Origin of the sequence: Streptomyces sp. NPDC058955 (assembly GCF_042741435.1) — a bacterium.
Classification (GTDB): Bacteria; Actinomycetota; Actinomycetes; order Streptomycetales; family Streptomycetaceae; genus Streptomyces.
Map to the genome: position 1 here is coordinate 31255 of NZ_JBHYKM010000064.1, position 12600 is coordinate 43854.

The window sequence follows — 12600 nt, forward strand, 5'->3', positions numbered from 1 at the left end:
TGGTTGCGGCCGTTGCGGTTGATGACGTCCTTGCGCCGTCCGGCGACGTACCGCGCGCCGCGGTGCAGGCACCCGCGGGCCCGGGGGCGCTGGGGGGGCCGGCCGGCCGGGCCCTCGTCCGCGAGGCGGGCCCGGAACGTCTCCTCGGTCTCCTCGGCCCGTCCGAGGTAGCCGGCGGCCGTGCAGGGGCCGTCGACCCAGATCTCGCCGACCTGCCCCTCGGGCAGCGCGACGCGGGTGGCGGGGTCGACGATCCGCACCCGGGTGGGGCCCGAGGTGACCCCGTTGCTCACCAGGGGAACGGCGCCGTCGGCGCCTTCGTCGGCGAGCCGCACGACGCCGTCGCTCAGGGAGGCCGCGGAGACCCACAGCGCGTGGGGCTCCTGGCCCGCGGGCGAGGCGGTGGTCATCAGGGTGTTCTCCGCCAGGCCGTAACCCGGGCTCATGGCACGGGGGTCGAAGCCGTACGGCGCGAACGCGTCGATGAAGGAGCGGACGGCCGCCCAGCGCACCGGCTCCGCACCGTTGGCCGCGGTCCGCCAGCGGGACAGGTCGCCCACGGCGCCGGTCCTGCCCTCCGCCGCGGCACGCGCGCACAGTTCGTAGGCGAAGCTGGGCGCCGCCGAGTGGGTGCCGCCGAACCGCGCGATGGCCTCCAGCCAGCGCGCGGGACGGCGGATGAACGCCTCGGGGGCCATCAGATAGGCCGGCATGCCCGCCCACAGCGGCATCACGATGCCGAACAGCATGCCCATGTCGTGGAAGTGGGGCAGCCAGCTCACCACGGTGCCGTCCGGCTCGCACGGGCACGCCCGGTCCGTCTCGGCGGCGTTGGCGAGGAAGTTGGCGTGGGTGACCATGACCCCCTTGGGCCGCCCCGTCGAACCGGAGGTGTACTGGAGCAGCGCGATGTCGCCGGGGCCCGGCAGCGGCGGCTCGGGGGCGTCCGCGTCGTACGCGAGGGTGTCGGTGGCCAGCACGGTGAGCCCGGCCAGGGCGGGCGAGTCGCCGAACCGCTCCTGGAGGTCGCGGGCCGCCTCCGCGGTGGTCAGGACGGTGGAGGTGCCGGCGTCGTCCGCGATCCGGCGCATCCGCTCCACCTCCGCGAGGCGCCGGGGCACCTGCACGGGCGCACCGGCCACCCGCCCGTACATGCACCCCAGGACGGTCCGGACGAACTCCAGGCCGGCCGGGTACATGAGGACGGCGTTGCCGCCGGCGAGTCCGGCGGCGGCGAAGGCGGCGGCCCGCAGCCCGGCACAGGCGTGCAGCTCGCGGTAGGTGAGGGTCTCGTGGGGCACTTCGCCGTCGCGTAGATAGACGAAGGCGGTCTCGTCGGGCTGCTTCTCGCTGCACAGCCGCAGGGCGTCGGGAACGGTGCGCACGTCTGTGCTCGTGCTCGTCTGCGATCCGATGCTGCTCACGGTCAGGATCTCCTTGTCGGCCTGTCGTGACGGAAGGTTCGGCGGGGAGGCCCGGAGCTGTGGCGCCCGGGACCCCCGGGGGAGGCCGAGGGGGCGCGTCGTGGTGCCCGCCGTTCGGGCACGGCGTGCCGTCGGGGCCGATGTGGTCGAGGAACGGTCCAGGTCAGGAGTCGAGGGGCCGGCGGCCGTCCGGGGACGAGGGGCCCGGGGCGCCGGCGGGCGGTGCCGGTGCGCATTCCTCCGCCGTCGTCAGGGTCTTCTCCAGCGCCTCCAGCACCGCGGCGGTCACCTCCGCGGCGGCGGGGACGACGTCGGCCAGCAGCAGGTATCCGTGCACCAGCCCCGCGCCCTCGACGTGTTCCACCGGGACGCCGGCGGCGGCCAGCCGGTCGGCCAGCGCGACCCCCTCGTCGTGCAGCGGGTCGTACTCGGCGGTGCCGAGCACCGTGGGCGGCAGCCCGCGCAGATCGGCGCGGAGCAGGTCGATCGCGGGGTCGGTGCCGTGCCGCGGATCCTGCACGTACTGCTCGTAGTACCACCGCAGGTCGTCGACGTCGGTCAGGTAGCCCGAGCCGTAGGCGCGCAGGGACTCCGACGTCATCCGCGGGTCGGCGGGCGGGTACACGAGCAGCTGGGCGCCGAAGCGGACGTTCCCGTGGTCGCGTTGGTGCATGCCGATGCCGACGGCCAGGCCGGCCCCCGCGCTGTCGCCGGCGATCACGTGGGCGCGGCCGGGGAAGGCGCCGGCCGCCCACTCGGCCGCGGCGATGCCGTCCTGGAGGGGGCCGGGGTAGGGATGTTCGGGCGCGCGCCGGTAGTCGACGGAGACCACGACCGCTCCGAGGGCGGCGGAGACGCGCCGGCAGACCGTGTCGTGGGTGTCGACGTCGCCGACGGTCCAGCCGCCCCCGTGCAGGTACGTCACCAGGCGGTTCCGGTCGGTCAGCGGCAGGTACGTCCGCACACGGAAGTCGCCGTCCAGGCCGTCGATCCACCGGTCGGTCACCGCGCCGACGAGGTCCCGCGTGGCGTCGCGGCGGGTGTGCGCGGCGCCTTCGGCGTACCGCCGGCGCACCTGGTCGACGGTGAGGGTGCGCGCCGGAGCCTGTGGGTCGACCGCCTGCCAGTGGATCAGGGCGCGGATGAAGCGGTCCAGGGGCACGAGACTCTCCTCGGGTCACACCAGCCAGGTGGTCGGCGGGGGTTCGGAACGGCACCGCCGACATCCGCGGTTCGCCGGGGACGGCTCCCGCCGGAGCGCCGTGCGGGCGCGGCGGGTCGGCGGAGCGGGAACGGCGGGGCGGGGGACGGCGGTGCGGCGCGGTGGTGCGGGCACGGTGGTGTCGCGGAGGGCCGCTCGCCGGCACCGTGCCAACGGGCGGAGGACGGCCCGGAACAGGTGGGTGAGGGCGGGCGCGGGCGCCCGGTGAACCGTCGCGATGATCGCCGGACGAACGGCGGAGGGTGCGGACGCCGGACGGAGCCGTTGCCCGAAACGCTACAACGCGGACCCCCGCCCGGTGCATATGCAGTTCTCATGACTTCCGGTTAAAACTCCAGCCCGGGCGGACCGGCGGGGCCGGGCGGGAAATACCCCCGAGGGGTAGGTGATGTCCTGATGGCGATACGGATGATGGCTGGGAATGATCGCCGTCGGCCCCTGCCGACCACGTGACAGTTGCGTCGCGCGTGAATAGGCTGACAAGCGGATCGGCGGCTGCTAGCGTGCGCGCCGATGACGGTTGAAGATGGGGGAGACATGTTCACCGACTCTGTAATCTTCCGTTCACTCGTGAGCCGCACGCTTCTCAAATGATGCGTGACGCGCGAGCGCGGCGGCGGTCGGCGGTTCGGCCGGCGGTCCGCTTTCGCGTCGATTCCTCCTTCGGGTGTTGATCCGGTGAACGTCGCGGGTCGCGCGGATTTGTCGTCCCGCAGTGCGGCCCGGACGAGAACGCGGCTTTATCGCCGTGTCATTCGGACGCATTGCCTCCGTCGAAGGCGGCGGAGAACGCGAGGAAAAACGACGGTGACGGCCGGCCCTCATTACGTCGAAGGTTCAGTCCAATCATTGCGGAGCTCCGCGGTCCTTCTCCCGGGCCGTACTCCGTCATGTCCGGGGTCCGACGTGTCCATCCGCGTAGACGAGGGGCATTCGCGGTGTGATGTCCGATTGATCCACCCTGGCGCAGGGTGGCGTGCTGCCGTTAGGGTCCTGCGCCGTGCGCACTCGAAGGGCGGAAAATCGATGTAAGGTTCAACTTTCAGAACTCATTCGAAAACTAGGCGCGCTGCACCGCTGTCCCTTCGTACAGTAGTGCTACGCTCGGCGAGAGTTGCCCGTCACGAGTCGGATCGCCGCAGGTCCTGCATAAGGCGAGCCGACGGCGGCGGCCGGGAATCGGAGGGGCTGAGAGCCCGAGTGGTCCTTGGCTGATGATCGAAAAACTACGTTGGGGGACGAGTTGAGAATCGATGTCTTCATGTCCGACGGCCTGCACCTATCACGTTTCGGGCTCACAGCCCTGCTGGAGCGCCACGAGGACATTCGAGTCGTCGGATCGTCGGAGGACAACCGGAGCGCGCTTGAGTTCGCCGAATTACACAGCCCCGATGTAGTGATCCTCAGTTTAGAGGATGCCGACAGCGATGCGATCTCCATTGCCGAGAAAATCGCCGGCCTACCAGGCTGTCGTAGCATGCTGCTTGTCACCTCATCCACCCGATCGATCGTCCGGCAGGCATTCGCCGCCGGAATCGGCGGAATCGTCGAACGAAGCATGCGACCCCGCCAGTTCTTCGAAGCCATCCACCGCGTGCACCAGGGCGAAAGGGTCTTCGACGCCGAGCTGACGGTCGCCGCCCTGGTCAACGAGGACTGCCCGCTGACCGCCCGGGAGTTCGCCGTGCTGGAGAACATCTCCCGGGGCGACACCATCGACGAGGTCGCGGCGCGACTCCACCTCTCCCGGGGAACCGTACGCAACTACCTCTCGTCCGTCGTGGCGAAGCTGCACGCGCGCAACCGGATCGACGCCCTGCGGATAGCCCAGAAGTCGAACTGGATCTGATCCGCGCGCTCCCGCGCGGATTCCGCGTGCGCCGGGGCCCTTTTCCTCCGTGGACATCGCGTCCCTGCGGACCGCCCCGGCGCACGCGCCCATTCCTCCCCGCCCGTCCTGGCGGACTCCCCACCGCGGATCGCCCGCCGGCCCGCGCCGGCGCGCCCTCGAGAACCCGCCCTTCCCGCGGCCCCTTCGCACCCCGTCGCCCCGACTCCGCTCGGGCGACGTGTCGTTGATCCGTAAGCGGGCCGGTGTGCGGGAAGCGTGCCGTCGAGCCGTGGGCCAGACCGGCGCGCGGCGGGGTCTCGGAGCGGTGCCGCTCCCTGCCACGACCGGCCCCTTTCCCCATCCCTGACAGGACCACGAAGGGCCTCACACCCCCATGGATTCCACCGAGTTGTTGTCACAAGCGCTGCACGTGATCGCCGCGCTCGCCGTCGTCCTGGTCCTGGCCCGGGTCGGACGGACGTGCGCCCGCTGGCTGAGGCAGCCGGAGGTCGTCGGAGAGGTCACGATGGGCCTGCTCGTCGGCCCCGTCGTGCTCGCCGTGGCCGACCGCGAACTCTTCGACGCGCTGGTGCCGGCCGACGTGCTCCACGTCCTCAAGCTGGTCGGCCAGACCGGACTCGTCCTCTACCTGATCGGCCTCGCCCACAAGCTGCGGCTGGGCTCGGACGGGCCGTCGAAGCGCACCCTCTCCGCCCTCATCGCCGGCGCCTTCGCGCTGCCCCTCGTCACCGGCCTGGTCCTGGTGGGGATCATCGAGGTCACCGGCGACGAGGGAGCCCGCGGCGACGCGCCGTTCTCCGCCTACCTGCTGATGGTCGCGGTGGCCATGTCCATCACCGCCGTACCCGTCCTCTCCCGCATCCTCAGCGACCGGCGCATGAGCGACTCCATCGAGGGCCGGTCCTCCCTGGCGGCCGCCGTGGCCATGGACGGCCTCGGCTGGATCATGCTCACGCTCGCCATCGGGCTCGGCGCCGGCAACCTGACGGGACTCGGCAAGTCCGGCATCGCCCTCGTCGTGGGCGGCGGTTGCGCCTTCCTGCTGCGCGTCGTCCTGCGCACCGGGCCGGCCCGCCGCTTCGGCGCGAAGATGCCGAAGACGTCCGCGGTCCTCCTCGGCGCCGCCGCGATGGGCACGGCGCTGCTGACCGAGCACCTGGGCATGACCGCCATCGTCGGCGCCGCCATGGTCGGCCTCGCGATCAGCGGCGACACCATGGCCGCCTGGGTCGGGCCGGTGGCCTCCGTGTCGCGCGCCGGCCGCGCCCTGACCCCCGTCTTCTTCGTCGTCACCGGCGTCACCGTGCTCGTCCGCGCCTTCTCCGCCGCGTCCTGGGTGCTCATCGTCTCCGCGCTGGTGCTCGGTTGCGCCGGCAAGCTGGTCGGCGGCTACCTCGGCGCCCGGCTGGGCGGCATGAGCCGCGGCTCGGCCTACCGGATCGGGGCGCTCATGAACACCCGCGGCCTCACCGAACTGATCGTGCTGGAGGCCGGACACCGCGCCGGGATCCTCTCCGCGCAGATGGTCCTGGCCCTCATCGTGATGGCCCTGGCGACCACGGCGATGACGGGACCGCTGCTCAGCCTCGTCGAACGCGGCGAGCGGCGCCGCGGCGTCGAGCCGGCCGACCCGGTGCCCGCCCCGGCCGTGGCGGCCGAGAGCGGCTCCCGCTGACGGGCGGCACCCGCCCGGCCCCCGTGCAGAAGAACACCGCGGCAGGCATGCGAAATTCACGGATCGTGGTGTGACTCTAACCTCGCGCGGATACCGCGACTGTCGATAGCGTGATCAACGGAAGTCCGGCCCAGAATTCCCGATCGCGATTCCGGGAACTGCGCACATCACGGAGCCTCCCGCACCTGAAGTATCCATCCTTATTCCGCTCCTAGCGACGTCTTCGAGCGCGTTTAGGACCGAGGAGACACAATGGCTCGCACCAAAACGTTCGCGCTGAGCGCCGAAGAGATCGCACAGTTCGCCCGTGACGGCTACATCGGTCCCTTCGACCTGTACACCGAAGACGAGATGGAGGAGAACTACAAGGCGATCAGGCCGAAGCTCCTCCGGACCAAGACGTCCGTCTACGCCGACGGCCAGACGGAGTCCGGCAACACGAACCTGGCGGCGAGCTACGACCGGCACCTCGACGTCGACTTCCTCGCCGAGCACATCACCCGGCCGGAGATCGTGGACCGGGTGTCGAGCCTCCTCGGCCCCGACGTCCTGTGCTGGCGCACCGAGCTCTTCCCCAAGTACCCGGGCGACGAGGGCACGGACTGGCACCAGGCGGACAACTTCTCCAGCGTCGACGGCGCCAAGCACCCCCACATCGTGTGGCCCGAGGATGCGGAGTTCGGCGGCACCATCACCGCCTGGACCGCCTTCACCGAGGCGTCCGTCGACAACGGCTGCCTCCAGTTCATCCCGGGCACGCACACGTCCATGAACTACGACGAGTCGAAGATCATGGAGTACAACCCGGAGCTCATCAACAGCCAGGAGAAGGACGGCGTCAAGCGCGGCCTCTTCGGCTACGACTACCGGCAGCTGCAGAAGGACCCCGACTGGCGTCCGGACGAGTCCAAGGCCGTCTCCCAGGTCATGCGCCGCGGCCAGTTCATCCTCTTCTGGTCGACCCTCATGCACGCGTCCCACCCGCACAGCGGCAAGACCGACCAGATGCGCCTGGGCTACGCCTCCCGCTACCTCCCGACCCAGGTCAAGGTCTACCCGTACTCCGACGAGCTCCACGAGTTCGGAGCGCGGGCCAGCCTCGAGAAGTTCGGCAACGTGCTGGTGGCCGGCAAGGACACCTACGGCCACAACCGCTTCGTCGAGAGCACCGTCAACGGTTTCCGCTTTCCCACGCAGTAGGAGAAACAGAACATGAGCGAGACGAACGAGCGCCTGGCGACGGAGACGCTGCAGGCGTGGGTCATCGACGAGTGCAAGCAGCTCGGCCTGCGCGTCACGGCCGCGTCGGACGACTTCTTCGAGGCCGGCGGCACGTCGCTGACCGCGGTGAAGCTGATGGAGCGCGCGGAGCGCGAGTTCGGCGACGACTCCCTCCCCGCCGACGAGCTCTTCACCACCAGCAAGATCTCCGAGATCGTGGCCAGCATCCAGCGCCACAGCAAGCTCGCGAGCTAGCGCGGTGGGCGTGGCGACGGACGACAAGTGGGTGATGCGCCTCAAGGAGGCGGCGGAGCCCGCCGGCACGCTGTTCTGCTTCCCGTACGCGGGAGGCAGCCCCGAGACCTTCCGCGCCTGGTGCGACGGGATCGCGGACGACATCGAAGTGCTGTGCGTGGTGCTGCCCGGCCGGGGGCGCCGTCTCAAGGAGGCGCGCTACGAACAGTGGCAGCCCCTGGTGGACGACGTCTTCGAGGCCCTCTCGCCCTACTTGGACCGCCGCCACGCCTTCTACGGCCACAGCTTCGGCGGCCGACTGGCCTACGAGCTGTCCCACCGTGCCGCGGCCGCGTACCCGGGAAGGACGAAGCGGCTGTTCGTCTCCGGCTGCCGGAGCCCCGACAGCCCGCAGCGCCGCCCGTACATGCACGAGATGTCGGAGAGCGACTTCCGCGACGCGGTGGCCGCCATGGGCGGCACGCCGGCGGAACTGTTCGGCCAGGAGCGGCTGTTGCGCCTCCTGATGCCGACCGTGCGCAGCGAGATCCGGCTCGCCGAGATCTGGGACCACCGCCACCCCGCGGGCGTGGACGTTCCCATCACCGCCATCTACAGCCCGGACGATGCGATTGACAGCCGGAACACCATGAGTGGCTGGCAGGAATTCACCACACGGGACTGCGAACTGGTCGAGGTTCCCGGCGGCCACTTCTTCGTGGACAGCCACCCGGAGCACATCACGAGAATCGTCAACACACGTCTGAGGAATGCGGATGGATAAGATCGCCCTTTCGGAAGCGGCACTCTCTATTCATCGGAAGGTCAATGGGGCCGATGCCGCCTATCCGGAGAAGAGCCTGAAGGAGCTCTTCGAGGACGCCGCCGGCCGTCGTCCGGACGCCGTCGCGCTCGTCCACCGGGAGCGCTCCTTCACCTACCGCGAGCTCAACGGCCTGGCGAACAGCCTGAGCGGACGGCTCACCGCGGCCGGAGTGGAACCCGGGCACGTCGTCGGACTGTCCGTGAAGCGTTCGCCGGAGCTGATCGTCGCCATGCTGGCGATCATCAAGGCCGGCGCCACCTACCTCCCCGTCGACCGGACCTGGCCGGACGAGCGCCTGAACGGGATCCTCGGCCAGGCGAGCTGCACGGCCCTGCTGACCGACGCCGCCGACGAACTGGCCGGGCGCTTCCCGGCGCTGCGGGTGGTCCCCGTCGACCTGCCGACGCTGGACGCGGACGCGCAGAACCCCGCCCTGCGGGTCGACCCGGACGCCCTCGCCTACATCGTCTTCACCTCGGGATCGACCGGTTCCCCCAAGGGCGTCCCGATCCGGCACCGCGGCATCGTGCGCCTGGTGACCGACCCCACCTTCGTCACCCTCGACGAGAACGCCGTCATCCCCCAGCTGGCGTCCGTGTTCTTCGACGCCGCGGCCTTCGAGATCTGGGGCGCGCTGCTGAACGGCGGCACCTGCGTGCTCTACCCGTCGGACCACGTCCGGCTCTCGGAGCTGAAGCGGCTCGTGCAGCAGAACGGCGTCACCGCGCTCTTCGTGACGACGGCGCTGTTCAACGTGATCGTGGACGAGGCGCCGGGCACGCTCGACACCGTGACCACGATCCTCACCGGCGGCGAGGCCCACTCCCTGGGGCACATCGAGAGGGCCCGGAACCACTACGGGAACGGCAAGGTCGTCAGCGTCTACGGACCCACCGAGTGCTCCGTGTTCGCCACCTACTACCCCGTCGTGGCCTCCGTCCAGGGCGACACCGCGCTGCCCATCGGACTGCCCATCCAGCACACGTCCCTGTACATCGTCGCGGACGGCGCCCTGTGCGCGCCCGGCGAGGTCGGCGAGGTGTGCCTGGCCGGCCCGGGGCTGTCGCCCGGCTATCTGGGCATGGCCGAACTGACGGCCCGGAAGTACGTCGAGTACGACATCGACGGCGTGAAGACGATGCTGTACCACACCGGGGACCGCGGCTTCTGCCGGGAGGACGGCAACGTCGTCTTCCAGGGCCGACTGGACGACCAGGTGAAGGTCAACGGCTTCCGCATCGAACTGGGCGAGATCACGCACTTCATGAACGAGGTGCCGTACGTCAAGCAGAGCTACGTCACCACCACCGAGAAGGAATCCGGCGAGAAGGTCGTGGTGGCGTTCGTGGTGCCGGCCGGCGCGGACTGCACCCCCCAGGCATGCCATGACCATCTGGTCACCAAGATCCCCCGGTTCATGGTTCCCGGGCAGATCCACGTGCTCGACAGCCTGCCGCTGACGGGCTCGGGCAAGGTCGACCGGAAGGCCCTGCTGGCAGCCGTGGAAACCCTCAACGAGAACGAGCGAAGGGCACCGATCCAGTGACTGGGTTGAGCATCAAGGCAGCGACCGTCTGGCTCCCGGAGGGCAAGGAGCGTCCCGCCGAGGACGCGGTCACCGCGGCGGACCTCGAACGCCTCGGCGTCTCGGAGCTGTACGTCGCTCCGGACGACATGGCCCCGCCGCAGATGGCCGTGCTGGCCGCGGAGACCACGCTGGCGAAGAGCGGCGTCGAGCCGAACTCCGTCGGCACCCTGGTGCACTCCTTCAGCTACCACCAGGGCTTCGACATGTGGTCGCCGGCGCACTACGTCGCCCACGGGGCCGGGGTCCTCGAAGGACTCCCCATCAACGTCCAGCAGCTGTGCAACGGCGGCGGGGTGGCCCTGCAGGTCGCGGCCAAGTGGCTGCTCGCCACCCCCGACACGAGCACGGTCCTCGTCACCAGCGGCGACCGGTTCTGCGGGCCCGGATGGGACCGCTGGTCCTCCGACGACGACGCCGCCTACTCGGACTCGGCGACCGCCGTCCTGCTCGGACGGACCGGAGAGGGCGAGGACTTCCTCCACCTCCGCGCCCTGGAGACGACCACGGACAGCCGGTGGGAGGACCAGGTGCGCGGCAGCGCCCCCTTCACCTCCGTCCCGCTCGGGCACGGCTCCCCGATCGACCTCCGCCCCGGCAACAAGGAGTTCAGGGAGTCCGGCCGGGTGGCCGACATGGTCAAGGTCGCCATCCCCCAGGTGCACGAGCTCGTCCGCCGCTGCCTGGCCTCGGCCGGCATCGAGGCGTCGGACATCAGCGGCGTCGCCCTGCCGCGTCTCAGCCGGGCCATGCGCGAGGGCATGCACAAGCCCGCCCTCGCCGAGGTGATCGGGGGAGACCTCGTCTTCGTCGAGCCCGACACCGGCTGCCTCGGCGCCGGAGACCTCCTCGCCAACCTGGTGGACCTCGAGGCCGTCCTCGAACCGGGCCAGTACGGCCTGCTCCTCCAGGGGTCCGCCGGCTACACGTTCACGTGTGCCGTGGTCCAGGCGCCCGAGAAGTAGCACGGGAACGGGGAGGCGCGGCCATGACGTCGAGCACTTGGGATCGCGGAACGTACGCCCTCTGGCACGGGACGGTGCCCACGTCGACGATCCTCGACGAGAGCGGGCCGGAGGACCTGTGGGTCAGGGGCGAGGGGTCCTGGCTGATCGACGCCGCCGGACGCCGCGCCCTCGACGCCCGGGCGGGCGTGGGCAACATGACGCTCGGCTACGGCCGGGACGACGTGGTGGAGGCGATGAGCCGGCAGGCCCGCGAGCTGCCCTACGTCTGCATGGTGCGGTGGGAGCTGCCGGCCCCCGTGGTCGTCGAACTGGCCGGGGCCCTCACCGACATCGCCCCCGCCGGCCTCGACCGGGTCCGGTTCACCCACACCGGCGGCGCGGCGGTCGAGAGCGCCATCCAGATGGCCCGCGGCTACCACCGCAACACCGGGAAGCGGGACAAGCGCCTCGTGGTGGGCCTGCGCGACAGCTACCACGGCAGTCCGCTGGCCGCGATGGCGGCCAGCGGCCAGCGCATGATGCACTGGCGCTTCGGCCCGATGCCGGAGGGGTTCCACCACATACCGGAGCCGACCGACGACACCGGCGCCGAACTCGCCGCCCAGCTGGACGAGGTGGGACCCGAGCGCATCGCGGCGCTCGTCCTGGAGCCGGTGAAGGGGCGGAACGGACAGCCCCTCCCCGACGCCTACCTCCGGGCGGCGCGCGCGTACTGCACGGAGCACGACATCCTGCTGATCCTCGACGAGGCGTTCACCGGCTTCGGCCGGATGGGCGAGATGTTCGCGGCCGGGATCTCCGGCATCTCGCCGGACATCATGTGCCTCGCGAAGGGCATCACCGCCGGCTATTCGGCCCTGGGCGCGGTCCTCGCCACGGACCGGATCTACCAGGCGTTCGACAGCGCCACCACGGTGTTCGCCCACGCGTCGACCACCGACGGCCACCCGGTGGCCTGCGCCGCCGCGCTGGCCACGATCCGGGCGTTCGCCGCCGAGGACCTGGTGCCGCGCGGCCGGGTCCTCGGCCGGCTGCTCGGCGACCGGCTGGAGGACCTGCTCAAGGGGACGCCCGTCCTCGGAGGCATCCGGGTCGTCGGCGCCTACGTGGGCATCGACCTCCTGGACCGGGAGGGCCACCCCATCTCGATGCGGGACCGGCGCCACCTGGAGGCGGCGTGCCGGCGCCAAGGCCTGCTGGTCCACTACACGCCCGACACCGTCATGCTGATGCCTCCGCTGACGATGACCACCGAGGAGGCGGAGTTCGCGGCGGAGACGTTCGCGAGCGTGGTGACCGCGCTGGGCCCCGGATTCGGTTCCTAGCCCTCACCCGGCTCCTCCCCGAGGCCCGTGCCCTCGACGTGTCCCGCCGATCCCCCACCCCCCGGGGAGCGGCGCCCGACACGTCGGGGCACGGGCCGTGTCGCGTGCCCGGGCCGCGGGGTTCGGGTTCCGGGGTCCGGAAGGGCGCGAGCCGTTCCGCCCCGCCGCGCCCGCCTAGAGCGTGTCTCTTTGATCGGCTGGTCGGTTGATCGGATGTGTCCGTCCGGTTAGTAATCACTGATGCGATGTGGGACCGGATCGAGCCGTT

10 protein-coding genes are annotated in these 12600 nt (G+C 70.8%); 8 read left to right on the top strand and 2 right to left on the bottom strand.

Annotated features, from left to right (window positions below; all coding sequences use genetic code 11):
- Both ACFW1I_RS23265 and ACFW1I_RS23270 read right to left on the bottom strand, forming a co-directional pair.
- Positions 1–1424: AMP-binding protein (locus ACFW1I_RS23265; protein WP_384673035.1), on the bottom strand; the 1424-nt coding region annotated here is incomplete at its 3' end.
- Positions 1425–1587: 163 nt separating this feature from the next.
- Positions 1588–2586, bottom strand: coding sequence for an alpha/beta hydrolase (locus ACFW1I_RS23270; protein ID WP_384673038.1), 999 nt, complete (start codon positions 2584–2586; stop codon positions 1588–1590).
- A 1321-nt stretch (positions 2587–3907) separates the two neighbouring features.
- On the opposite strand from ACFW1I_RS23270, the gene ACFW1I_RS23275 reads away from it, so the two are divergent.
- From ACFW1I_RS23275 to ACFW1I_RS23310, 8 genes are all read left to right on the top strand, one after another.
- On the top strand, positions 3908–4495 hold the full coding sequence (locus tag ACFW1I_RS23275) for a LuxR C-terminal-related transcriptional regulator (RefSeq protein WP_384673040.1): 588 nt from the start codon (positions 3908–3910) through the stop codon (positions 4493–4495).
- A 376-nt stretch (positions 4496–4871) separates the two neighbouring features.
- Positions 4872–6173 (top strand): cation:proton antiporter, encoded by a 1302-nt coding sequence (locus tag ACFW1I_RS23280; protein WP_384673042.1) that lies wholly within the window; start codon positions 4872–4874, stop codon positions 6171–6173.
- A gap of 252 nt (positions 6174–6425) precedes the next feature.
- The gene (locus ACFW1I_RS23285; RefSeq protein ID WP_384673045.1) at positions 6426–7373 is read left to right on the top strand and encodes a chlorinating enzyme; all 948 of its coding nucleotides are present in this window, start codon (positions 6426–6428) and stop codon (positions 7371–7373) included.
- 12 nt (positions 7374–7385) lie between these two features.
- Complete coding sequence (locus tag ACFW1I_RS23290) at positions 7386–7649, top strand: phosphopantetheine-binding protein (protein ID WP_384673048.1); 264 nt, start codon at positions 7386–7388, stop codon at positions 7647–7649.
- A 10-nt stretch (positions 7650–7659) separates the two neighbouring features.
- Positions 7660–8412, top strand: coding sequence for a thioesterase II family protein (locus ACFW1I_RS23295; protein WP_384673050.1), 753 nt, complete (start codon positions 7660–7662; stop codon positions 8410–8412).
- A complete protein-coding gene (locus ACFW1I_RS23300; protein WP_384673052.1) occupies positions 8405–10000 on the top strand; it encodes an amino acid adenylation domain-containing protein in 1596 nt (531 codons plus the stop codon). Before ACFW1I_RS23295 ends, ACFW1I_RS23300 begins: the two co-directional genes overlap by 8 nt.
- A 5-nt stretch (positions 10001–10005) precedes the next feature.
- Positions 10006–11004, top strand: a complete 999-nt coding sequence (locus tag ACFW1I_RS23305) for a ketoacyl-ACP synthase III family protein (RefSeq protein WP_384673055.1) — start codon at positions 10006–10008, stop codon at positions 11002–11004.
- Between the two features lie 23 nt (positions 11005–11027).
- Entirely contained in the window at positions 11028–12332 is a 1305-nt protein-coding gene (locus ACFW1I_RS23310) for an aspartate aminotransferase family protein (protein ID WP_384673058.1), read from the top strand.
- The last annotated feature ends 268 nt before the right edge of the window (positions 12333–12600 follow it).

Bases quoted from the DNA above. Each gene is read 5' to 3' on its own strand.
- ACFW1I_RS23275 (WP_384673040.1), top strand. From the start codon at position 3,908: ATGTCCGACGGCCTGCACCTATCACGTTTCGGGCTCACAGCCCTGCTG.
- ACFW1I_RS23285 (WP_384673045.1), top strand. From the start codon at position 6,426: ATGGCTCGCACCAAAACGTTCGCGCTGAGCGCCGAAGAGATCGCACAG.
- ACFW1I_RS23300 (WP_384673052.1), top strand. From the start codon at position 8,405: ATGGATAAGATCGCCCTTTCGGAAGCGGCACTCTCTATTCATCGGAAG.
- ACFW1I_RS23280 (WP_384673042.1), top strand. From the start codon at position 4,872: ATGGATTCCACCGAGTTGTTGTCACAAGCGCTGCACGTGATCGCCGCG.
- ACFW1I_RS23310 (WP_384673058.1), top strand. From the start codon at position 11,028: ATGACGTCGAGCACTTGGGATCGCGGAACGTACGCCCTCTGGCACGGG.
- ACFW1I_RS23290 (WP_384673048.1), top strand. From the start codon at position 7,386: ATGAGCGAGACGAACGAGCGCCTGGCGACGGAGACGCTGCAGGCGTGG.